This is a genomic window from Mucilaginibacter sp. L196, from assembly GCF_009765905.1.
Taxonomy (GTDB): domain Bacteria; phylum Bacteroidota; class Bacteroidia; order Sphingobacteriales; family Sphingobacteriaceae; genus Mucilaginibacter.
Map to the genome: position 1 here is coordinate 405,197 of NZ_LMUO01000011.1, position 25,786 is coordinate 430,982.

Annotated in this window: 19 protein-coding genes; all 19 read left to right on the top strand. The window is 38.1% G+C overall.

The genetic code is table 11. The features are described 5' to 3' along the window. The first annotated feature begins 608 nt into the window (after positions 1-608). The 19 genes from GSQ74_RS09305 (at position 609) to GSQ74_RS09395 (ending at position 25,777) form a co-directional block, all read left to right on the top strand. Positions 609-1,529 (top strand): hypothetical protein, encoded by a 921-nt coding sequence (locus GSQ74_RS09305; protein ID WP_158992478.1) that lies wholly within the window; start codon positions 609-611, stop codon positions 1,527-1,529. A 178-nt stretch (positions 1,530-1,707) separates the two neighbouring features. Beyond that, positions 1,708-2,280 carry a DUF4255 domain-containing protein gene (locus GSQ74_RS09310; RefSeq protein ID WP_158992480.1) on the top strand — a complete coding sequence of 191 codons (573 nt, stop codon included), beginning with the start codon at positions 1,708-1,710 and terminating at the stop codon, positions 2,278-2,280. A gap of 133 nt (positions 2,281-2,413) precedes the next feature. Beyond that, entirely contained in the window at positions 2,414-3,112 is a 699-nt protein-coding gene (locus tag GSQ74_RS09315; protein ID WP_158992482.1) for a hypothetical protein, read from the top strand. A 23-nt stretch (positions 3,113-3,135) separates the two neighbouring features. Then, complete coding sequence (locus tag GSQ74_RS09320) at positions 3,136-4,716, top strand: phage tail sheath C-terminal domain-containing protein (protein ID WP_158992484.1); 1,581 nt, start codon at positions 3,136-3,138, stop codon at positions 4,714-4,716. A 46-nt stretch (positions 4,717-4,762) separates the two neighbouring features. Beyond that, entirely contained in the window at positions 4,763-5,230 is a 468-nt protein-coding gene (locus tag GSQ74_RS09325; protein ID WP_158992486.1) for a phage tail protein, read from the top strand. Then, positions 5,220-5,690, top strand: a complete 471-nt coding sequence (locus GSQ74_RS09330; protein ID WP_158992488.1) for a phage tail protein — start codon at positions 5,220-5,222, stop codon at positions 5,688-5,690. The genes GSQ74_RS09325 and GSQ74_RS09330 overlap by 11 nt, the downstream gene beginning before the upstream one ends. A gap of 4 nt (positions 5,691-5,694) precedes the next feature. Beyond that, positions 5,695-5,865 (top strand): DUF5908 family protein, encoded by a 171-nt coding sequence (locus GSQ74_RS09335; RefSeq protein ID WP_158992489.1) that lies wholly within the window; start codon positions 5,695-5,697, stop codon positions 5,863-5,865. Between the two features lie 14 nt (positions 5,866-5,879). Further along, positions 5,880-6,557 (top strand): hypothetical protein, encoded by a 678-nt coding sequence (locus GSQ74_RS09340; protein WP_174236922.1) that lies wholly within the window; start codon positions 5,880-5,882, stop codon positions 6,555-6,557. Next, positions 6,557-8,350 carry a type VI secretion system tip protein VgrG gene (gene vgrG / locus GSQ74_RS09345; protein ID WP_158992491.1) on the top strand — a complete coding sequence of 598 codons (1,794 nt, stop codon included), beginning with the start codon at positions 6,557-6,559 and terminating at the stop codon, positions 8,348-8,350. The genes GSQ74_RS09340 and vgrG overlap by 1 nt, the downstream gene beginning before the upstream one ends. A gap of 7 nt (positions 8,351-8,357) precedes the next feature. Beyond that, positions 8,358-8,657, top strand: coding sequence for a PAAR domain-containing protein (locus GSQ74_RS09350; RefSeq protein WP_158992493.1), 300 nt, complete (start codon positions 8,358-8,360; stop codon positions 8,655-8,657). Continuing rightward, a complete protein-coding gene (locus tag GSQ74_RS09355; RefSeq protein WP_158992495.1) occupies positions 8,650-9,087 on the top strand; it encodes a GPW/gp25 family protein in 438 nt (145 codons plus the stop codon). The genes GSQ74_RS09350 and GSQ74_RS09355 overlap by 8 nt, the downstream gene beginning before the upstream one ends. Beyond that, complete coding sequence (locus tag GSQ74_RS09360; protein ID WP_158992497.1) at positions 9,074-12,757, top strand: hypothetical protein; 3,684 nt, start codon at positions 9,074-9,076, stop codon at positions 12,755-12,757. The genes GSQ74_RS09355 and GSQ74_RS09360 overlap by 14 nt, the downstream gene beginning before the upstream one ends. 1 nt (position 12,758) lies before the next feature. Continuing rightward, a complete protein-coding gene (locus GSQ74_RS09365) occupies positions 12,759-15,347 on the top strand; it encodes a hypothetical protein (RefSeq protein ID WP_158992499.1) in 2,589 nt (862 codons plus the stop codon). Between the two features lie 25 nt (positions 15,348-15,372). Then, entirely contained in the window at positions 15,373-19,968 is a 4,596-nt protein-coding gene (locus GSQ74_RS09370; protein WP_158992501.1) for a contractile injection system tape measure protein, read from the top strand. Between the two features lie 105 nt (positions 19,969-20,073). After that, positions 20,074-22,071 carry a hypothetical protein gene (locus tag GSQ74_RS09375; RefSeq protein ID WP_158992503.1) on the top strand — a complete coding sequence of 666 codons (1,998 nt, stop codon included), beginning with the start codon at positions 20,074-20,076 and terminating at the stop codon, positions 22,069-22,071. A 14-nt stretch (positions 22,072-22,085) separates the two neighbouring features. Further along, on the top strand, positions 22,086-22,916 hold the full coding sequence (locus GSQ74_RS09380; RefSeq protein ID WP_158992504.1) for a hypothetical protein: 831 nt from the start codon (positions 22,086-22,088) through the stop codon (positions 22,914-22,916). A 59-nt stretch (positions 22,917-22,975) separates the two neighbouring features. Continuing rightward, positions 22,976-23,896 (top strand): hypothetical protein, encoded by a 921-nt coding sequence (locus tag GSQ74_RS09385; RefSeq protein WP_158992506.1) that lies wholly within the window; start codon positions 22,976-22,978, stop codon positions 23,894-23,896. Further along, complete coding sequence (locus GSQ74_RS09390; protein WP_158992508.1) at positions 23,886-25,241, top strand: ATP-binding protein; 1,356 nt, start codon at positions 23,886-23,888, stop codon at positions 25,239-25,241. Before GSQ74_RS09385 ends, GSQ74_RS09390 begins: the two co-directional genes overlap by 11 nt. A gap of 5 nt (positions 25,242-25,246) precedes the next feature. Continuing rightward, entirely contained in the window at positions 25,247-25,777 is a 531-nt protein-coding gene (locus GSQ74_RS09395; RefSeq protein WP_158992510.1) for a hypothetical protein, read from the top strand. Positions 25,778-25,786: the final 9 nt, after the last annotated feature.

Consider the following 25,786-nt stretch of genomic DNA (forward strand, 5'->3'; position numbering starts at 1 on the left):
GCTTTAATGCTGTTAATCCAAAACCCTTCAATCGAATGATTGAGGGGTTTCTTGGTTTAAAAAACATTTACAACCAAGAACAATAACACAAATTGCCTTCGCTTAACCAGCGGAGGCTTTGTGCGTTCAGAGAATCTTGAGCCGACAAGCATTTTAGCGATAGACGGACTTAAAAACTGCCTATTTAATGGTGTTTTGGCCTTTTTTTGATGTTATTTGTACCAAGTATACCGGGTGCTTCAACTGTGCCGCGGTACAGTGTAGCATTAAAATAATAATTGCATTCAGTCAACATAATTCTTTTTTAACTCACCTATTGATATTAAGCTTTAGTTAATTTTTTATTTTTTTATAGCTTTTACGAATAATTTATTGATATTCAATATTAATAAACGTAACCTTATCAGTCTTTGTCTTCATTGTTTAAATATTTAATTTTTGATTAATTTTCTGTCGATTAATATGCTTTATGTGGCGTAATGGTTAATATTATGATTAGCTATTACGTAACATACAACTCAGTAATTTTTTGAATTAAGTATTTCACAACTGTACCAAGCTTAAATTGATTGTTTTTTTGTAATGGAGATTAACCTATTCATTACAAGATGTATAGTAATACCTTATCAACCTTATTAATGAGCGGAAAAAAGTTTATAGTAATTGGATGTGATAATGCAGTGCATTTATACAGTGTGTTAAATAACATTAATGAAACCGCTATTTTATCTTATAATATTGTTTCAACAGCACGGATCAGTGATTTGATAGATCTGGTTAAGTCACTTAAACCTGATCTAGTTATTTTATCTTTCCGCAGCATGCCAATGTTGATAAAGGATATTAACAGAATAAAGCCCGAAGTACCTATACTTTGTATTAACAACAATTTTGACGCTATTTTAAATTGGGATAAAAATTGCGTTGTATTTACCTGTCAGTTTGAATACATTACCAGGGCTGGCTACCTTAATGGGTATATAAACTCTATCTTGCTTCTTAGGAGCATATCTCTAAAAAAGGAAGTGTTACCTGCCCAAAGCCTTGCCCAAGCAGCCGCAATAAAAAACACTGAGATCGGTAATGACAGGAGCCTTAGCCGGTATGTACTGGAGCTGGACCAGAAGGTTGAGGTGCTTTTAAAGATAAAGGAACGTATAGCTGATCTTTACCCACTTGTGAATGATAGCATTAGAGCCGAATTAAGTTCGATAGTACACTGGATCAAAATGTCGGCCAACAATAGTAAATTATGGGATGATTTTAGATTGTATTTTGAACAAAGCGATCCGAATTTCTTGCTGCAGCTAGCTCAAATATACCCCGATCTTACTCCAATCGACCTAAAATATTGTTGTTACTTGAAAATGAATATGAGTAATGATGATATCAAAAATTTACTGGGTATTAATCAGGAAAGCGTACGTACCCATAAGTATCGTTTAAAAAAGAAAATGTCGCTCACAGCTGATCAGGACCTTAAGAGTTATCTGATTACCGTAGGCCAAAAAAGTGCCCGTTTAGTTTAATATCCCATCTCTTTCGTTTCATTGTCTACACTTTGTCTATGCTTTTTTTAGGCAGATGAGTGGCTGTATACGAAACGTATATGTGCAGGCATAACTACCATAACATGTTATTGATAATTTTACACAACGCATTATTACAGTTGAGTAAAAACTTATAAAGCATACTAAACCTTATCCGATGATAGCCCAAGCAATGCAATTTATGAATAGTTCGCTTGACCAGTTTTTGCGCAACCGGTTTGGTTTGGATGAAAGTAAAGTTGTGCTTAATAATCTTATTGAAAGCAATGGCTCGATACCAACTATTAACCAAAATAAGCTGGTTATCTCCTTGATTAACGTTGAAAAAGAGACGAACAAGGCATTTTATAATCATAATAGAAAACTCACCAATGGTAATTTTTCTGATGTAAGTCCTTCAGAAAGATATAACCTGATCGTATTAGTTAGTTCAAATTTTGATGATTACAGCGAAACGCTAAAATTTTTAAATGCTGCTATTTTATATTTCCAAGCAAACACGGTGCTTGATGCACAAACATCATCTAATATCCCCGCCGGATTACATAAGTTGGAATTTGAGGTTGAAAAGATCAGCTATCATCAAATGCAAGGTTTATGGACAGCGATGGGCGCAAAATATCAACCTTCAATAATTTACAAAATGAGGCTGATTACAATACAGGCTAATGAAACAGAGGGCTTTATACCTGCCGTGCTTCAATATTCAACTACAATAAACCCCCTGTAATATGAAGAGCAGCTTTAAGCCAATATTTAGCATCGTGGTATCGCATTCATATTTTGAAAGGGAGGTTTGCAATTGCCTTCAATTTAAACCAGGTGCAATTACTAGTGAGTTATTCCGGAGGTTTGACCTCAAAATGAGAGAAAATATAAATGGGTTTGAATTTTATATAAACCCGCAAAATACAGTTACCGGCTTACTCAATTACATCAGCAGTACAACAGGTAAAAACTATTTTGATTTTAATATCGCAACTGATGACCCTGCTTTTTATTTTTTTACAGATCTACTAGTGGATAATATTGGCCAGTTGATTTATAATAGCCATGCTATTGAAAATAAATATAAAAATAACATGGTTGATCTTGCCATGCATTTATCGGATGACACAAGCACCGGGTACGTTGGCAGTTTAATAATATACTTTGATGATGTTATTAAATTTAATGATCAGGGTGGTTTCAAATTGCACATCAGCTATACGGCCAGGGCAACACAATGGCAATATTATATTATAAACAGCAGTTCGTTGCAGTTGCAAAACCCGCAAATATCAGGTAAAACAGCAATTGATTTTTCCGGCCCTGACGATGTGATCCTTGAGAATGGACAAGAAGCCATTCTTTTTTCCTCAGGTGATAATATGATACCATTAAGCGTAACAGCAAATAATAAGTTTGATCTAATCAGTAAGGCCACACCAAGTGCCAACACTGTAAATAAAGGTTCTTCCGCTAAAATAATATTTAAAGGACTGCCTGTCCCTGATCCTATGCGTATAGGCGCTATTAGCAGCGGGGGTAAAGTTTCATCAAAAATGTATGTATATATATAGCACCAGTAAAAAAATCACAGTTTATGAATTTATCAACCATTAGTTCACCAGGCGTTTATATAAACGAGATAAACGCCTTCCCAAATTCGGCGGTGGCAGTTGCCACGGCAGTACCGGCCTTTATTGGTTATACACCGACGGCTTTATACGAGGGGAAATCATATGCCGGCGTGCCTACCATGGTGTCGTCATTTGCAGAGTTTAATGCAATATTCTGTTATCCGGATCCGGCCGCCCCGGCACCTGCGGCAAAGCAATATAGCCCGCAATATTACCTGGTGCAACAAAAAAGCAAGCCATCTGGTAACGAGTATATGCAAATTAATGGTAATTATTATTCTATATTACCTGATCCTAACACTATTTATTACCTGTATAACAGCATCAGGCTTTTTTACGAAAATGGCGGGGCCGAAGCCTATATTGTTTCGGTAGGAACATACGGGCCGCCATCGCAAAAACCAATGGGTTTAACCGATCCGCTTGTTAATTCAAATGTTTTATTGAACGATTTGCTGGGCGGCCTTAAGTTATTGCTAAATGAGCAGATGCCAACTATGTACATATGCCCCGAAGCAACATTGCTTTCGATTGGTGATAACAGCACGCTGATGGAAGCTATGTTGTTGCAATGCACCAATATGCAAACAGCAGTGAGCGTATTTGATATTATAGGCGGCAAAAACCCCGACCCGATTATGTATACCAATGATATTACCACTTTTAGAAATGGTACGGGTAACATGGGGTTAAATTATGGTACAGCATATTATCCGTTTGTGGGCACATCAATTATGCAACCTCAGGACATTGACTACACCAATTTGTTTGGTGGCGATATAAAACAGCTTGCCCCTATAATTAACCCTGCATCTAATCCGGACCCTAATGTTGCAACCATTTTAAGCAATATTGAAACACCTGCCGGTGCCCCATTAACAGTTACACAGTATAATAATGCTTTAACTAATTCAAGCAAAACATATAAATCCATTATCAATAATATTTTGCTTGATGCTAATATGTTGCCACCAAGCGGAGGCATGGCCGGTGTAATGACTACCATTGATTCGCTTGATGGTGTTTGGGAAGCGCCGGCAAATACCTCGATGGTGGGCGTAACATCATTACCAATTCGCTTATCAGAAAGCCAGCAGATGAATTTAAATATTGATGCTGTGTCGGGAAAATCTGTTAATGCTATCCGGTTTTTTAACGGATTAGGCATATTAGTTTGGGGTGCCAGGACATTGGATGGCAATAGCCTCGATTGGAAATACCTTTCTGTACGCAGAACCATGACGATGTTGGAGCAATCCTGCAAGCTTGCAGCACAAGCCTACGTATTTCAACCAAATGTTAAAAATACATGGGAGGCTGTAAAAGCAATGATAGGCAGTTTTTTAACCTCGATATGGAAACAAGGCGGTTTGATGGGAGCTACTGCGTCTGATGCGTTCTCTGTTGATTGCGGATTAGGTACCACCATGACTGGGAATGATATTTTGAATGGTTTTATGAATGTATCAGTTAAAGTTGCGGTTGTAAGGCCTGCAGAATTTATCGTGATTACTTTCCAACAGGAAATGGCTACTTCAAGCTAGTATGACAATTAACAAATTTAATTAAACACTAAAAAAATATAAAATTATGGCAACAGATGACGGTAGTGCAGAAGGCGCAACATGGCCCATGCCGAAATTCAGGTTTGAGGTTGATCTTGGATCTGAATTAAAGGGAGTAGCATTTCAGGAAGTATCAGGAATGGATGTAGAAAACCAGATAATTGAATACCGCAAAAGCAATAGCCCGCTTTTTTCGACAGAAAAAATGCCGGGTATTGCAAAATATGGTAACGTAACCATGAAACGGGGTGTATTTGTTAATGATAATACCTTTTGGAACTGGCATGCCGAAATATCAATGAATGTAATTAAAAGAAGAACTGTTTTAATTAAGCTGCTTGATGAAGATGGTACTGTAACTATGCAATGGCAATTAAATAATGCCTGGCCTACAAAAATTACCAGCACCGATCTTAAATCGGATGGTAATGAAGTAGCAGTAGATACCATTGAAATTGCACACGAGCAACTGATTATAACTAATGGAAAATAATAGTACCTATCCGGTAAGTTTTTATTTTTCTCTTTCATTCAGGGGTGAAGATGCTGCATTTCAGGAAGTATCAGGGATATCAAAAGAGTTAACTACTGAAGAAGTTGTTTGCGGGGGCGAAAATCGTTTTAAATATAAACTCCCGGTTATTACAACTAATCAAAATTTAACACTTAAAAGAGCAATCAGAACTGAAGGCTCGCAATTGATAGATTGGTGCGCGAGTTGCCTGGATGGCGGCCTTGCTAATAAAATTACACCGAATGATGTATCTGTAAGCTTGCTGGATGCCAGTGGGGTGGTATCCGTAATGTGGACGTTCCACAACGCCTACCCGGTAAAGTATTCAGTCTCGGATTTTAAATCGCAGGAAAACGGTGTAGTCATCGAATCTATTGAATTGGCTTACACCTACTTTGATGTAACGTCGGATACCTTGTTTGGAAACTTATTTGATTAAGATTATGCCTATCGAGATCAGGGAAATAATAATTAAAACACAGGTATTAAGCACCGACCGCAACCGGCCGGCCGGGGTGAAGGAAAAAGACCTGAATTTGATAAAGAGGCAATTGATTGAAGAATGTAAAAGAATGATAAGGGAAAATACTGAACGCAGCAATTATAAACGATAATTATTTATTTGGCTATGAGCGGAAGTTTGGCATTGTTAAGAATTACGGGTTATACAGATGGCAATTTTCAAAAAGCTTTCCGTTCAAAACCTTATACGGTTATGATAAATCCCGACTCGGTTAAGTTACAGCGGAGTATCGAATATAATGAGCAACAGGCTCCTGATTCAAGCTCTGCATCGCAGAAATATAAAAGTACCCCGAGCGATAAGCTTAATTTTGATATTGTGATAGATTGTACAGGTATTGTTGATCCCAAAAGGATAAGCATGCCTGATGAAATTACCGCACTCGAAAATATTATTTATACCTATAACGGGCAAATACACAGGCCAAACTTTGTATCGGTACAGTGGGGTAAAAATATGATTTTTAAAGGCGTATTGGTATCGTTTGATATATCCTATACACTCTTTAAACCAGACGGTACCCCACTGAGGGCGAAAATATCCTTAGGATTTAGCCAATACATTTCGCCTGATACAATCAACAAACTCAATCAGAAGAAATCACCCGACGTAAGTCATCTGGTAACCGTTGTTGAAGGTATGACACTTCCGCAGATTTGCGAAAAAATCTGGAATGATGATTCATACTATGTACACGTAGCAAGGTATAATGATTTGGATAAGTTCAGGAACCTCAAAGGAGTAAGGACATTAATTTTTCCACCAATAATTCAACCTGTATAATGGCAGCATCAGGTACAATAGGCGGGGTAGTAACCTTTACGGTTAAAGTTTCAGGTAGCCCTATTCCCGACGAATTGCGGATACTTTCGATCAGGATCGGAAAAAGAATAAACCGTGTTTCGTCAGCAAAACTTATGATATTGGATGGTAATTCGGGAACAGGAAAATTTGATGCCAGCTCTTCATCAATTTTTGTTCCTGGGGCACAAATTTCAATCGAGGCCGGTTATGATTCAAATAATTCGGTATTATTTAAAGGGATAGTTACAGGGCAGGCAATACACATAGATGAGAGTAACGGATCGGCCCTGGAAGTTGAGTGCCGGGATGAAGCAATAAGAATGATTGTTGGCAGAAAATGCCTCACCTATTCAAAACAAAAGGACAGCGATATCATATCATCCATAATAGGTACTTACAGCGGGTTATCGGCAGATGTTACCGCTACAACCACAGTATGGCCGGAGCAGGTACAATATTATGTAACAGATTGGGACTATATATTAAGCGCCGCTGATGCAAACAGCATGGTTGTAACCACAGATGGCGGTAAAGTTTCAGTTTTTAAACCCGGGGCAAATACCGCTCCGGTATTTGCTATGAAGTATGGCGATGGGTTAATGGAATGTAATGCCGAATTAAATTCAATAACGCAATTAGGTAATGTAACGGCGAATGCGTGGGATTATAAAACCCAGGCGGTCATATCAACCAGCTCAAGCGCCAGCTTAGCGGGAGCTGGAAACCTCTCCTCAAAAAAGCTATCAGAAGTAATAGGCCTTGATAACTATATGCTGCAAAGCAATGCACCTATTGAAACAGCTGATTTAACTAACTGGACAGAAGCACAAGTAACAAAAAGCGAATATGCCAAAATACGGGGTGATGTTAAGTTTCAGGGTACAGCCATAGTTGCACCGGGTAAATACATTACCCTACAGGGTTTGGGCGACAGGTTTAATGGTGATCACTTGATGTCGGGTATTACGCATAATATCTCTGATGGTAACTGGCTAACCGATGTATCTATCGGTCTGTCGCCAACATGGTTTATTGAAGAGCCTGATGTAATTGCACCAGCTGCTTCGGGGCTTTTACCCGGCGCAAGCGGACTGTACAGTGGTACAGTGAAGCAAATGTATGAGGACCCTGGCTCGCAATTTAGAATATTGGTAACGGTACCGGTTTTCGACAAAAATGGGGCAGGAATCTGGGCCCGGCTGGCCAATTTTTATTCAACAAGCGGCGCGGGAGTATTTTTTTTACCAGAAGTTGGTGATGAAGTAGTTGTAGGATTTATGAATGAGGACCCCCGTTTCCCGGTAATATTAGGCAGCCTTTACAGCAGTTCAAAGGTAAAACCTTTTGAAGGGCTTGCACCTAATCAAAAAAATTCAATAAAGGCAATAGTATCAAAGTCGGGTATTTCTATACAGTTTGATGATGATAAAAAGATATTAACCATCGAAACCCCAGCAAAAAACACAATGATCATCAGCGATGATGCCAAGCAGATCACCATTAAAGATCAACATTCAAATAGTATCATAATGTCGGCAGATGGCATCACTATAAAAAGCCCTAAAAATATAAATATCGAGGCGGATCAAAATGTGAATATAAAAGGTACACAGGGAATAACTGTACAATCTTCAGGAGGAGATGTAGCCACTAAAGGTATAAATATAAAGGAAACCGCGGATATGCAATATTCGGCAGAGGGTGCGCAGATGGCTAAAGTAACAAGCGGTATGCAGCTTACCTTAAAAAGTGCAATGGTAATGATAAACTAAATAAACTATGCCACCAGCAGCAAGACTTACAGATTTTCATGAGTGCCCTATGGTAACCCCGGCATTGGTACCTATACCGCATGTTGGTGGCCCTATAGTTGGCCCCGGCGAACCTACTGTGTTAATTGTAGGGCTGCCGGCTGCAAGGGTTGGTGATATGCTTGTATGTGTAGGGCCGCCGGATAGTATTGTAAAAGGATCGGCTACGGTGCTAATAGGCGGTATGCCTGCTGCCCGTATAGGCGACCAAACTGCACACGGCGGGCAAATTATGTTAGGCGCATTTAATGTAATGATAGGTGGATAAACACGAAAAAAACTTTTTAGGATCGGGATGGGCATTCCCGGTGACTTTTTCTCCCGGAAATTTCCAGTTGAATTTGTCGGCTTATGAAGACAATATCAATGATTCCATTGATATTATTATGAAGACCAATAAAGGTGAGCGATGCCTGGAGCCACAGTTTGGGGCGGGCTTGCAGCAGTTTTTGTTTAGAAAAATGGATGACGCGCTTAAAGGCGAAATATGTGATGTGGTTAAAAGTGCACTTTTATTTAATGAACCCAGGATAACGGTTACTGATGTAAAAGCAGATTTTATTGACCAGCAAAATGGAAGGGTTGAAATTATAATTACCTATGAATACAACCAAACGAATACAAGGCATAATTATGTTTTTCCTTTTTCACTAAATGAGGGAACTAATTTGAGACTATCAGCAAATGAATGGAATTGATCAATATAGCCTGCTAAATTCGCTGAACGAAGCACTTATGCCCGGTTCGTCACTTATTGACGGGAGGACCGAGCAGGACAGGTTATGTTTTTTTGCTGAGTTTGCCTCTGTGATCAATTTTTATGATGAAGAAAATAATATAAAAGGCAACTGGGCGCCGTTTATGCTCAAAGACCCCATTTTTTTACTGGCCAGTATTTCAAAAACCAGGTTTGCACAAATCCACAACCAGTATCTCGAAACATGCCACAGGTTAAAAGTACTTATTGATGATCAGAAAAATGAAGTGATCACTGATTTAGTAGCTATCTCCAATTTATTTAATCAGTTATTTGATCAGCTTATCAGGGTTTTTATTTGTATAAAACGCTGGATCTATTACATGCAAAGATCAAACGAAGTTTATGATCTAAAAACATACGTAATAGATCAAACCAAGACCAACATCAGCGCTTATTACTGGGCTGTAATCGCTTTGAGGCAAAATCTTTCTATTTCATCGGCTATTACAGGCATACAGTTTTCTGACCCAACCAAGTTTTATTTATTTGAACATAACGAAAAACTGATATGGAAACAGGATAAAGATAAAAGCCCGTACTGGGAAATTCTGGATTTGGATAACCCGATAACAAAAAATTCAGACGGGGATTTTTATAACGCCCTTACCAAAACAGGCGATATTGTATTTGATTTTTTTCAAACCATTATTCAGCATTCATCTGTCGACTATGAAAAACTAAGTAAAAGGCGCAGTCAATATCCGGATACCACGCTGTTACGCGGCTTTGTTGAACTTTTGCAAATACAGCAAGCGCAATTAAATGGCATTTCTGCCAAGCATCTGCAATTTTATTATAAGGATATTTTGAAGCAAACAGAACGTACCGCAGTGCCCGATAGTGCGTATGTTTTTTGTGAACTGGCCAAACCGGGCACAACATTTAATTTGCCATCGGGTACTTTATTTAATGCCGGGCTCGATGCTGAAAAACGGCCCGTAGTATTTACAACAACCGGGGATGTAAATCTTAACTCAGCTTCAATTACCGAAGCTTTTACATTAGGGTATGTTAGCGGGGCGGCAAATCCTAATGCATTTTATCTCCAAAAGATAGCGACCCCATCCATAGTGCAAAAAAATTCAGATGGTGCTGTACAGTCGTGGCCAACATTTGGTGGATATACCGCTTTGCCGGGCGCACTGGTAATGCCAGCCATTGTATTTGCATCGCCAATGTTTTTGTTAAGGGAGGGAACCCGCATTATTCAGTTAACAATAAGCTATACCGGCAATGCTGATGTACAAATGATGAACAGCGCATCATATTATCTGAGTACGCAAAAAGACTGGGTTAAGGTTACAGCCGTGGTAAAAGCGGGCACATCGCCTGATTCGCTAATTATTACGATAAGCCCCGATGGTAGTTACCCGCCAATTGAAGCATTTGCTAAGAATCCGGATGGTTTTCAAAGCAACTGGCCAATGCTCAAAATTGAGTTTAGCGCATTATCAAAGTTATCGGCTCCACCTGTTATTAATTCGCTTAATATAACTGTAAGTGCTTCTGATTTTAAAACCTTCCAGCTTTATAATAATGATGGTGCATTAAGTACCAAAACACCGTATCAACTTTTTGGGCCAACCCCTGCGCTCAATAGCAGTTTTTTGATTGGAAGCGACGAGATATTTAGTAAGCCACTTAATGATATTAATTTTGAATTTGATTGGAATAATATTTTACCCGGTTTTAATTTTAAGGATTACTATGCGCAATACAACGATTATTTATATAGTAACGAATCCTTTTTTACACGTGTAAAACAGCGGCTTTCTACATTGGTTAAAAAGCAGAATGTTAACGAATATAATTCCGAAAACCCTTTTAATAATTGCTGTTTTAAGGTGAATTTTCAGCTATTACAAAACCATAACTGGCAAGATTTTAGCTTGCATGCAAGCCAAAAATGTGTTTGCGTTCCTGGTAAAGACAATGATACCATAGCTGCCTGGGATGGCAGCGAAATTACAAGCGAAACACTTTTTGCTACTGATGCTGCCGGTAATCTGGTGGGTAAAAGCACCTTTGCTTATAACAATACCGGCGATAAGTTTATATACGATCCGGGTATACAAGATACACCACTAAAATTTACTGACAGTAGCTTATCCGGTTTTGTAAAAATGGAATTATGCGATCCTGTATACGGGTTTGGGATGGAATTATATTCAAACATAATTTACCAGATAGCATTGGACAATGCCATTTCATTACAAAAATGGTTTGATAAAAGCTTTAAACAAACAGCCGTATTGCCATTTGCACCAAAGCTTAATCAATTATCAGCAAGTTACAGCGCCTCTCAAACATATACATTTAATCCTGCTGTTGATGATTATCCTTTAGAATGTTATTTATACGGTGCTTTTGAAAAGTACAAAATATATGATGGCACTACCGGCCCAATACCCGGCTCATATACTATCAGTACTACTGAAAACATTGCATCGGGAACAGGTGTGCCTTTATTTGCGCCAATGGACTACATGGGTTATTTGTTTTTAGGTATGGATGATCTTGTACCGGCTGCCGGGCTCAGTATCTATTTTGAGCTGACCAGAAAATATGAGATAAACAATGTTAATGATCAGATCGAATATTATTATTTGAGCATAAACGGGTGGCAATCACTCTCATTACTTTCTGATGGTACTAATAATTTTAATTGTTCAGGAATTATAAAGTTAAATGTACCCGGTGATATTACTAATCAAAGCCAGATAATGCCGGATAATAAATTCTGGTTTGCAATAGCTGTGAAAACTAATCCGGAAACCTTTCCGCATACTGTTATAGTAAAAACCAATGCCTTTAACGTAACCCGGTCGGGAACGGAATTTTTAACGGATAGCCAAATACCCGTACTGGCGGCAAATGCCATAACAAAACCTAAAAACCCAATACCACAAATTGCGACTGTTCTACAGCCATTTGCTTCATTTGGAGGGGCGCCTGCAGAGAATGAGGCCACCATGAACAGCAGGATTTGCGCCCGCATGGAAACTAAAGACAGGGCCGTTGATGCCGGAGATTATTTTACAATGGTAAGGCAGCAGTTTAATGATATTTATTTTGCCAAAACTGTATTTGATAAGATTACCCGAAAAATAGGTGTATATGTGGTGAAGGCATATGCAGACTGGACAGATGCAAGTGCGTTTATGCCATTGATTACTGCCTGCCGGGAAGAAATGATAACTGAATATCTGAAAGAAAAAACTTCGGCATTTGCTCAGGTTGAGGTGTCAAATTTTGACATGCAATATGTGAAAATCACTTGTATCGCAATGATAAGCCAAGGGTTTGAATGTCAGGGAATGCAAAAAAATATAAATCAGCTGTTAAATATTTACTTATCCCCCTGGATTACAAACCATATACAACAAGTACAAATAGGCGTGCCGGTAAATGATACACAAATAGCAAAATTTATAAAAAGTATAAATGGGGTTTCTGAGGTGTTAAATGTATCGTTTCAAACCTGGATGAAAAGTGGGGGTGATCTGGCACAAAGCAAGGCATCGTTGCAGGATAATATTGTGCCGTTAAGCCCTGTGTCGTTATTAATATCCTGTATGAATCATGATATACAATGTATAGCAATATAAAATGAATACCAACAGTTACATAGTTGATGTGCCTATGCCGCTTAACCAGAATTTCAATTTATTGAAACTGGAAGGGTTGGCCTATATTCAAAAACACAGCGGCTATGAGTGGACTAACTTAAACCCCAGCGATCCGGGGATAACTATACTCGACCAGGTTTGTTATGCGCTTACAGAATTAGGTTATTGTAATGATTTCCCCGTAAAAGATATTTTAACCAGGCCCGACGGAAAATTAATAGTAAAAAATCAATTCTACTTACCTGAGAATATATTGACCACATCGCCTGTAACCATACAAGATTACAGGAAATACCTGATTGATGGCATAGATAAGGTAAATAATGTATTAATTACTACTGCGCCCAATAATGCATACCAGTTTTATTTGATGATTGATCAGTCGGTTACTGATAAAGACGAGATTGGCACAATATGTAGCGCTGCATATTTTTACCTGAATAAATGCAGAAATATTGGTGAATTGTTTTTACAGCCGTTGCCTTTAAAACCTGATAATTACCTCTTGTACGGGCGTATTGATATTGAAAACGAAACGGCTCTTAACGGTATAATTGCACAGATCCAGCTTAAGATCCGGGATTTTATTTTTCCGGAAGTGCCGCAAACAGGTTACCAGCAGTTGTTAGAAAAGGGATTGGCAGCCGATGAAATATTTAATGGACCCTTGTTACAAAACGGATGGATAGCAAGCGATACGCTGGGCGATAAGAAAGATGAATTACGGGCGATTGATGTAGCTAACATCATTGAATCAATTACTGGGGTAACATCGGCATCAAATCTGAGCTTTGATAACTTAATACCTGCTACAAAGCGGGTTACTTCAATCTTTAGCGAAATTATTACGATTAATCTGGCAGATTCATTAAGAAAAGGCCTCGAAATTTATTGTAAAGGAAAGAAGCTAACTATCGGTTCAAACCTGGATTTGATACTGAGCAAATCTCAGGGCCCGGAAATAAATATACAATTTGGTGCATCGGTTAATATCCATGCCGAACTGCCGTACGGGAAGTTTAGAAATATCAATAACTATTATTCCATCCAAAATACTTTTCCTGAAATTTTTGCTGTTGGCGATGATGCTATTGTTGCTAGCGCATCTGATTTTGAGATGGCGCAATCGAGGCAGTTAAAAGGCTACCTTACCTTATTTGACCAGGTATTGGCAAACCAGTTTTCGCAATTGGCAAATGTTAGCAGGCTATTCTCATTCAGAAACTCAATGACCGGTGCCCCGACCGAAATAAGATCATACTATAAGCCGGAAGAAGATGACAACATGAACCTTAAATATCCTGCACCATATGTAGCATTTTCGCCAACTTATTTTTACCAGGCGTTATACGATATTCCGCATGTAAGGCATTTATTAAAAAATAACGACAGCTTTAATTATACTGACGATATTGAATCGCAAAAATTATTGGAGCATAATAGTTGGGCGGCCTATAAACAAAATCCATATAACAGCTACATACGTGGCTTAATGGATTTTATGGAGGATGAAAGCGCCGGGCATACACGCAGGAATAATATACTCGACCATTTGCTGGCGCGCCATGGCGAATCGCCTTTAATGATAGATACGCTGATTGAAGGATCGGTGTATTGCGGAGACAATTTGAAGGACAAACTGATATTTAAAAGTTTGTATCTGCAAAACCTGGATCTGCTGTCGTATTACCGGCAAAAGTCATACAACTTTTTGGCTGCAAAAAAGCTATCGGCTGATCTTACCGAAGTCCCAGAAAACTATTCAGAGAAAATACTCGGTTTATATGAAAGAAATTTTATTGTTGAATCTCCTAAAATAGATCGTGCTGAAAAACTGGAAGCAGATGATTTTATAAATTATTCGGCACTTGAGTTAAAGCTGAGCCTGCTTTTAGGCCTGAAAGTTAAATACAGGGATTACATATCCAAATATTATGAATCGCCTGAGTTTGATATCAACATCAGGCTGGCCATGTGGATGATAAAGCAGCGAAAAGGTGTAATAATGGTAGAAACAGCTTTGTTTCTTAAATATTTCAAGTTTGATGTAATTATAACGGATAGTGAAAAAGCAGAGCCTGATAGCCATTACTGGCAAATAGATAGCGATTTGAATTACTCGCAAGCTATCGCAATAATTCATTCAATAACCGATATGCACCAGGAAGAAGCGTTGGATTTAGCTCAAATGGATGTTGTAGCAGGCGGAAATACATACAAGTTTAAACCGGCGGATAGTAATAATACGAATAACAAATACCATAAGCCGATAGCCAACACAAAATATTTTTTTAGTGTCAGGATGCAAAATGGAGATGAACTACCGCATTTTGATGAATTCCCGATTTTTAGCAATGATTTGGAGCTTATTTTCCCGGTATTTATAAATGAACTCAGCTCCGTAGAATTTACAAACCGGCTGGATGTTTTTTTGGAAAATACGCTGCCGGTGCAGGTTAGTTATGCGTATCATTTTATAGGCGATAATCAACTCGAACTGTTTATACCAGCATTTGTAAGCTGGCATAACCAACTTATATACAACTATAAACACCCATTTATTTACTAATAACAATGTAAGCAAATTTTAAAAAGTGGATCAAAATATCAATCATATCATTTCAAAATTTAGCTGGGATACCTGTTTTGACAGGAAAGAGAAAGCATTTGAACTACAGGAGCGAATAAGCAACTGGAGCAGAACAGGTATGCCGCGTGAATTAGCTGATATTTTTGATAAAATATGCCCTGCTGAACAAACCTGGAGAATAAAATCTTTGGAAATTGACCTAGGTGAGGTTGATTTTGATAACCTGGAATTTGAACTTTCATCAAAATTAAGATGGAAATTGAATGAAAGCCTGAGCGATATGATCAACAATTCCAATCAAAACCAACAAAATATTGAGTTGGTAGATGAAAAATTTTCACAATTGGAATTGATCCGTGATTTTTTGCTTCATGGCCTGATGAGATGGAATTACCAGCCTGCTTATGGTTGTGTAAATGAAATGCTAAGTAATTTGCTTCGATCGGATATGGATGGTGTTATCAGCATGGTGAAAGAAACAGGCGCAACCCACGAGAATGTCAGGAAAAGAATAGCGTGGCAGTTTAATGAAAGCAATATTGTTAAAATTATAACAGGATTGGAGCCCAATTACCATAACGAAATAGTTGAATTTTCAGTTGAGCTTATAAGGGTACAGGAGCAGGAAACAGTTGTTAAAAGTAACGTAAGAGAGCTTAAAAAAAACATATGGTTTTGGATACTTAATTTTTTGATGAACGAGAGAGGAACCTTATTTAATAAAGTTGCTTTTATGAAGAGCACCCTAAAGCAAATGGCAGCTGCCCATAATATTAGTTATGATGAATTGCTTGAACTAATTGAGCTTGCGACTGATAAACTAAGTAAACGATTTACTATAAAAACAGATTTTATAACAACGTTAAAACTATTATCTAAAGAAAAAAAGAACCAGGAAAAACATGCCCAGGTACAGAGAAATACTGATTACTGGCAGCTTTTAGAACATTATTTTAATAACCCGGAATCACGCAGATCTCCCGCTAAAGTTATAGAGTTTAATGAATTGGTGGCAGCCTTTACAAAGCAAGATCACCCCAAATTTCGTGAATTTATTTTGTCGTTTAAGCCCGATGAACAGTTATGGCATAGTGTGCTTACTGATCTAAAAATAAGTTCATTTAAAGCCATAGTATCTGCAATAACTCCGGCTAACTCTGGTCAATTACTAAAAAGTTTCGACTTTCTTGATGCGCTTACCGGTTCGGCTGATATTAAATTATTGCAAAAAATAACACTGCGCTATCTGCAAAGCCATAATGGTACCTTTACTGAAAAAGATTTTTTTAATTATTTTAATACCTCTTTAACTAAAATTGGATCAATAAATAAACACGAATTATGGGAGCGTTTAATAGAAAAGAAGATACCCTATATTGAAAAAACAATTTCAAACTCAAGTATTTTTTCAGCTTTCATATCGTCTTTTGATCAAACAACTCATAGTGATTCAATCACCCAATCAGAAAGTTTCCAAAAAATAATTGATGGGCTTGTGAAGGAGTTTAAAAAAGGAAGCATTAATAAAACATCCTTTAGCTCGTTACAGCGTTTGGCAGTAAAATATATTCAGTTTAGCCCAAAGGCGGGGTTTACAATATTGCTTAACTACCCGGATAAAGCCGTTCTGCAAAAGCTTATCCCGTATATAACAGATAATAGTACTGCACGCCTGCTTATACAAGCCAGCAACCCTAAAGTCTACGACGATTTATTACAGATTGAGCAATTGTTTAATCAGTTTAAAATAGCCGGCAAATATTCTCAAACAAATTCAACCAGCCACGAAAGCCTTTTTACTGAAGCTTTAAACTCGCTTATTTTTTATCCTGATTTGAAAGATAGTATAGTGAAGTTTGTTTTTAGTAGAATAAGTGGATTAATATCGACGGCAGAATTTAATGAACTCAACCTGTTTGCGGGTCAATATCTTAGTAACCCTCTTTTTACAGCTATCAATTCAAGCATAATTGTTGAAGGAGAAAAAATAGCCTCATCTGTTTTAGCCCGCGTTGAACAATTGATAAAGGCTAAAGCAAATAAATACAATCTTATTGAAAATAAGCAGGCTTTACTTGCCCAACTATTGGTTGTAAATTATAACGACAGAGAACTTACTGCATTGCGTACAGGTACAGATAATCGCCAGATATTGATCGTGAATTATTTGTTGAAAGACGGGATAAAGTTAATGGATGAACTGGTGAAAAAGTATTCAACAATACTAAAACTAACGTTAGATTCTGTTGATGGAATTTCAACAATTAACCAATTGCGCGGGCTGTATTGGCAATGCCTTTTAAGTTATAGCGAGTATAGCGGTAACGCCGGGGAATTTAGAAGTTTATTCGGGGTGGCTGTATGGTATCATTATCCAACATTAAAGCATATTGGTGCGGTTGATCGGTATCAAAACACTGGAAATATTGTTGAAGAGATCGATAAATTGATAAATGAACCTGTAAGCAAACACTACGAGGTGATAAAGCGGCTAACCGAAAATTTAAACAGCAGCTGGATCGTTAAGTTAAAAAAATCGGATAGCAAGCAAGGCATAGTCTTAAAAAATTACTTTTTGCCTAATGGCGATAAAATAAAGGATGAACTGATAAAAGAATATTCGGCTACATCAATGAATGCTATTGTGAAGGGTGGAACCCAGCGCCACGTAGTTGAGCAATTAAATGAACTGTACTGGGAATGCTTGTTAAAATACAATAAGTATAATGGTGATGCCGGATTATTCAAAAAGCTGTTTAAGGCTGTTTTTGAATTGAAATATCCTGTATTGATAAAATCTGCTGTAAATAACTTTAATGCAAAAGAACTATCCGTTGCAAAAAGCAAAGAGTATACATTAAAAAGTGGTGATATATTGCCTATAGGTAATCTTTTACAATACATAAAAAGCTGCCTGCAAAAGGGCAACGACTATTTTAGCCATAATGAGAGAAAATATTATTTAAGCGAGCTATTAACCATTGCATTGGAGGAAAATCCAGGCAAATTAAGAGAAGTTATAAACGATATAGCATTTTCTGACAAGCAAATTAAGCAACTAAGCTCATCAATATCATTCAATCATTTTAGCCTTTGGATAAGTAATGATGCACATAGTGCTGAAACTGAAAATATACAAACCGTAGGTGCCTTGTTTAATATGGTACACCATTTTGTTCCTGCTAACATGAGTAACGAATTGATGGTAATGTACTGGAAGCAGGTTTTAAAAATCATGAAGGGGCATGCCTGGTCATCAGCAGATAAGAAAAAATTGGTAACTGATTCATTTAGTTTTATAGCCGATAAGGCAGGCTTAACTATGGGTGCAATTATTAGCAGCCTTAAAAAAAATGGGTATACCATTTCACCTCCAATCCACAGTATTATAAGTGAATACCTACCGATAGCGGCAGTTTTACAGTTAAACGAAATAATAATTAATCCTAATGAAAAGCTTGCCCGCGCAGAACAGGTGGGGCTATTAGATAGCTTAATTGATGCACTTGTTATTCAAAGGCAAATTTCTGGTTGGTTTGATAAAACTAATGCTGGCGATGAAGCAGTATTACTAAACGAAGTGGTGATACATTACCCGTTAAAATTTCTGTGCATAATGCAACGACAAATAATAACCGGGCAACAAATGTTTTGGTTAGGCCGATCAATAAACTTTAAAAAGCTGCTTACCGCTATTGCAGGTTTAAACAGGCCTCAGCAATCTATTTTATACGCGCTCGAAAAATTACATCAGTCATTCGGTACCATATCCATCAGTGGTATCAGCGCAGAAGAACTACAGTATATCCTGTTTAAAAAAGTGATAAAAGCATGGTCATCAGGTAACTGGGAAATAGTTTTAGCCAAAAATATTTGGAATGAACTGCTTTGGGAGGTTTGCAATAAAAAAGGGGTTTCGCAAAAAGCCTTTTTTATGGGGATAGATAATATAAAATTTCAATTACCCGCTTCGCTCCAGGTATCCTATAAGTTTTTTAAAAATACAAGTGTTATGCAAAAAAAAGTGATCAATGACGCTGTCATTAAAATACCTAAACTAAATCCTCAAAAAAATGATACCCTAATATTAGCAAAGGCGGGCATTACAGTAAAAAATGCCGGGGCGGTACTGCTTAACAATTATATAATAATGTTATTTGAGCGATTGGGGCTCATTAATAATAAAAACTTTGCAAACAGTACGGCACAGGCAGAAGCGGTGCATTACCTGCAATATGTAATAACCGGGTTAACCCAAACCGACGAATCACTATTGGCATTAAATAAAGTGTTGTGTGGCTTGCCATTAGCTGAACCGGTGCACGACGGGATAAACATTTCACCTGCCAATGTAAAATTGATAGATGGCCTTATTACAGCTATTATAGGATACTGGCCAGCTATAGGACAATGTTCTGTTAATGGCTTTAGAGGTAACTGGTTAGTGCGCAACGGATTATTGGTTGAGCAGGAGGAAAGGTGGGAATTAACAGTTGAAAAGCGTGCTTATGATCTGCTGATCAATAAGTCGCCTTTTTCATTTTCAATTATAAAGTATCCGTGGATGGTTAAACCCTTGCATGTTTACTGGGCCTATTAAACTTATTACAATGAAAAAAACAGAATCTGAAAAAATGGATACCAGTTAGCTGCCATCAAGAGGTAATTAACTACAATAATTAATTAATAACTGAACAAAAATATCATGAATACATACAACGAAAATTTACAAGCAAATGTGGTAACCTCGTTACTAACCCTGCAACTCGAGATAAAAGCGTCACAAGCAAAACGGGATGCTGCTATGTTTAGCCTTTATTACGCCGAAGGTGCACAAATAACAGCTGGAGAAAACCTTGATAAGGCGAATACTAATTATACTTTTCAGCAGGCTATTAAGGAGCAGGGTGTAAATAACAATAACATTGCAGCCAACCTTTTATCATCAGCAACGCAACAAAAAGCCTATACCTTACAATCGGTTACCAATACCGCCGTAAGCGCGTCAAATATCCAAATCGCATCAAATGCTATTGTTCGGCTTGCGGGTGATATCGGGAGTATATTCAGTATATTAAAAGCAGCGGATTTTGATACGGAAATTTATACACAAGGGCAGGAAGCCAATGAATTGATGTCGAAAACTGCGTATGATGCCGAAAAAGCTTCACAAAGTGCAATGGAATCCTCAACAATTACTGCAGTAATTTCGGCATCAACAGTAGCCGATGAAGCAAAAGCGACAAATACTGCTGTTGGTAATCTGTTAAGCATTATATCTGCCGACTATGATGCCATAGCAGCAAATGTTACCAGCGATAACACAGCCCTGGCAACCGCAAGCTCGGCCGAAAAAAAGGCAGAGGGTGCGCTGGAATTTATTAATGCCGAATATTTTGCTGCAAACTATGCTTATGTACTTAATAATAAAGAGCTTAATTTGGATTTAAGCGTTCCTGTTATAAAATTAACCGCCGATTCTTATACAGTAACATTTTCTGATTACAGAAGCGCTTTCAGGCTTGATGAAACAAACGTTCGTGTTAAAGCTAATGCACTGCATGATTTGGAACTACCTTCCTATCCTGTTGCCAAGTATTATGTTATGCTGGTAAAAAACAGCAGGAAAACGGTATTTTCTAATGCTAACGCTGAAGCCTTATTGCTGGATGCAGCACAGTATGTTGAAGTTCCGGCTTTATCATTAGGGAACAGAAAGGCTACAGAAATTCTTATTTCGCAACTGTTGGATTCTGATGGCGAACCGATGGAATTGGGACAGGATTATGTAGTGTTTGTATTGACCGAATTTATGGATGATTACAAAAAAGCGATCAATGATTTTGATAATTATTTATCCGCGCCGTCCGCTCCATTTAGATTAACCAATCAGTTAACTGCGCCCAATAAGGAAACCATCATTGTAAATAAAGAAACGAACATACTTTCATTTGAAATTGATGTGAAGAGTGAGGATAATAAACATATTAAGGATGGAGAAAAGGAGGATGACGATATTGATGGGCCTGGTGTTGAATACAGATGTATGTTTTTGCCTGATAACAGCGATTTGTTAAAAGGCTTACTATCAGCCGGGGATTTAAGAACTATTGAGAAGGAAGTAGAAAAGTTAGAACAAATAGCAAATACGTTTGACCCGCAAATATTAGCGCTTGATGCAAAAATAAGCACCCTTAATGCCACCTTGCATGGCTATAACCAGCACCTTGCCGAATTGAAAAAAACGAAGCCAAGGGATAAAGCTGTTGAGGACGACATTCAATATACTACAAAAAAGATTGATGATACTATTAAGCTTATAAAAAAGGATAAAGCGGCTTTAAAGGCAATACATGCGCAGATGCGGATTGCAATGAGGTCTATCGATCCGGTAAAAGAAACCATACCAGGATTTTTCTTCAACCTGACTATAGCTGAACAGGTACCTGCTGCAAATTATACGGTTGCCATAGAACAGGAGAAATCTAAAGAACAGAAAAATAAGAAGAAGCAACATTTTGAGGCCCGGATACAGGACAGTAGCACAGATAATTTTGGCAATGCATTAATAGTAGGCAAAAAATATCTGCCTGTAGTTTTAGCGGTTTCTAAAGCTATGGAAGATGACCTTGGCGAATATACCAACGCTTTATCGGGCCATGGTGAACATTTTATATATGTTGCAGCAGATCAAAAACTATAAAAAAATAAAAAACTATGAAAACATTAGATACAAGTTTATTTCCTGTAAAAAGATACGGGGTAACTGAAAGAAAGAAAGCAGAGTTAGACGCAATTGCTGTAATGGTGCTTGATGCGCAATACGATGTGGAGCAATTACAGGCAATAGTTACATCGCTTACTGAAAAATCGAATAAATTTCAAGGTGCGCTTGCAGATGCTATTGCCGACCGTGCCCACACACTCGATAATCGTAATTTGCTTGATGTGGTGGTTCAAAATGCGCTTAGTCTGTTAGAAAATTCTGAAAAAGCTTTTAGTGAAACGGTGATAGCAGATGTATCAACCAAAAATACAGCAACAGCAGTAAAAAGCCTAATTGATAAACTAATTTACTCGGCAGAGGTAATTAATAAGCTATCAACTATGGTGATCCGCAAAAAAGCATTAAACCCGCTTATTTCTGATGACCTGGTAAGCAGGATAACCGTTGCAGGTAACGATGCAAATAATGCGGTAGCATTAACATTGGTGGCATTACAGGCAGCATTTACCACCCAGGCCTCAAGTATGGAGTCAGAAGCAGCAGCTTCATTGGAATATATACAATCCATGCAGTTGTATGAAACGTTAACAGGTACCAATTACCAACTTGAGGAAACGAGAAATGTTGATACCTGTTTAAAAACATTATTATATCAGGCTTATGACCAGGCTGAAAGCGCATATAAACACGCGCATAGGGCAAATGCAGATACCTTAGTGCAATTAAATGAAGCATCGGTTAATCTTATACAGGCGCAAATAAAGCTTAAATCGTTACAGGCTGGTTTTGCGGCAGGTAATGCAGCTGCTTTGGCTTCGTAACAAGTTGTTTCGTATGGCTTGGGGTAAAATATAGGTTGGTATTTATTGCAGTAAAACTAATGGATAATATATTTAAAAATTTTTATCGAAAGTTATATATGCGTACCGGTGGTTTTATACCATCGATACCGCATAATAATAACATATATCCGGGTAATTTTTTGCAGATCAGGAACGGCCAGATGACCCCGCTTGGAAATATATTCAGGAATGGTATTATTGAATCCGAAAACTATAATTTGGGGTATGGAATTAAATTAGACCCCGCTTACTGGAATTTTAGCGATGGGGTAACAAAACCGTACTCAGGCAGGGGCAGCGGCCATGGCCCGATAGGGGGCGAGTTTGAATATAGCAAGCAAGTGCTGGCATTTTCGGGCTATGGCAGTTTTTTTTTCCGCAGCAGTGATCCGCAATCAGTAAAGGTTAGAAACTGGAACCAATTGCAGCAGCAGCTGATCATTAAACTAACCCAAACCCTTTATTCTTTTCGGGAAGTATATGTTGTAACCGAAACCGTTAGTACTGCAGATTGGACACTTGCTATTGCTGGCTCGGCAAATGCTGAACTGGAAATAGCAACAGACACCGAAAATTTTGGTTTAGTTGATATTTTTGGCGATCCGACGGCACGCACTATTCAGGCAAAAGAAATAGAATATTATTACAGGCAGCTTAATCGTAAACCGGTTTTTTATAAGGCTAAAAAACTGGCCTTACAGGACGAAAAAATAGAGCAAATGGTGTCAGAAATGGTTGCGAAGGAATTAAATCAGGATGAGTGGGCCAGTGAGTTTTATGATTATGATTTTCATTATGATCAAATGGATTCTTCGCAAGACCCGGGCAATTATAATATAAATATACTGGATCTGATTAAGGCTAACGAACTTAACCCTCATACAGCATTAATGTATTTTAAATGGGTAGATACCAACCTGGATGATGTTGAAAAATTATTTTTTAACTATGGAGGCTAATCTTTCCGTGAAAATATTGCAAAACGAAATGGATTGGTTACAAAGCGTGATCGACCAGGTGATTTGTACTTATCTGTTGCATGACGGGCATGAAAACAATTGGCAGGATATAGCCCTGCCGGATCTATCGGAAATTGATTGCCCGTATGCCGGGATGATTAAACAATGGGATTTGGATATATACAGCAGGCTTGCCCTGGTGCTGGCTATGGCACCGCACATAAGGCCAGAGGTATTGGATGTTTTTTTAGGTAAAAACCAGATTTATGACCGTTGTTTTACTGAGTTTGGCGGCGTAGCCGATAAAAATCACAGCGGATTTTTACCTACCGGCCAAACTTTATGTTTCATGATAACCGTTGGGGCGCCTGAATTGAGAGTGAAGGTATTGGAAGTATTAAGCACTGATAATATTTTAGTAAAGGAGCAGGTGCTGATATTAACCGATGTAGACGAATACCTGCCGCGGCTTAATGGGATCTTAAGTTTGTCGGGCAGATGGTTTCATTATTTTACAACCGGTGAACAATTGCAAATGGAAAACAATGCTTCATTCCCGGCGCAGCGAATAACCACTAGTATGGACTGGGAGGATGTGGTATTGGATGATATGGTAATGGAGCAGGTTGAAGAAATAAAAACATGGATAACCCACAGCCATACATTAATGGAAGATTGGGGTTTGTTTAAAAAGATAAAACCCGGCTATAGGGCATTGTTTTATGGGCCGCCTGGCACCGGGAAAACCTTAACAGCAACGCTTATAGGAAAAGTATCCTCGCGGGAAGTTTATAAAGTTGACCTGTCTATGGTTGCATCAAAATATATTGGTGAAACAGAGAAAAACCTCGCGAAAATATTTGATATCGCGCAGCATAAAAAATGGATCTTATTTTTTGATGAAGCTGATGCATTATTTGGGAAACGCACAGCTGCAAATTCGTCTAACGACAGGCATGCAAATCAGCAAACGGCCTATCTTTTGCAGCGCATTGAAGATTTTCCGGGCGTGGTTATTCTGGCATCAAATCTTAAAGCCAATATGGATGAAGCCTTTATGCGAAGGTTTCAGGCTACAATTTATTTCGCTATCCCATCGGCACCGGAAAGGTATCAGCTTTGGAAAAATGCCTTTTCAGGAACCTGCACGCTACACCCCGCAATTGACCTGCAACAGGTAGCCGAAGAGTATGAATTAGCGGGCGGGGCTATAATAAATGTATTGCGCTTTTGCGCATTATCAGCCATCCGCAGAAATGATACGGTGGTTACCCGGCACGAGTTGTTAACCGGAATACGAAAAGAATATAAAAAGGAGAATAAAACACGAAGTATTGCAAACTGAAAACCATGGCCAAAACCAGTAAACAAACTGATGATACAGACGAAGAATCAGAAAATAGGGCGACGCTGTATCCCATAACGCTTACAATGGGTAAATGGAGGGAGGGGTTTACGCAGGAGCAACGAAAATTAATTATAGCTGAGGCGTTAAATTATTGCACCTATAACCACGGATTAAATATTGCCGGTTACCTGATAAATAACACCAGACTACACCTGGTGCTTAAAATAAATAAAGCAGATATACATAGAATGCTTAACCTATTTTATGATAGCGTTGGGCGGGAAGTAAGTAAATACCGCAGTACAATTAAACACATTGATTTTGAAACTGCTGAAAAGCAATTATTTATTAGGCATAGTACTGTAAATGACAGCTTGGTGAGGTTAATAACAGGCAAACAGGTTGATTTAGGTTACTATGACCCGCAATTGGCAAGGCTAAAGGATAATATTAATAGCAGTGATTTTTGTTCGGCAATAGATTATACGGGGGCAATAGGGCCTGTGATAGTAAAGCTGCCTGCGGGAAATTAAATGTTGATA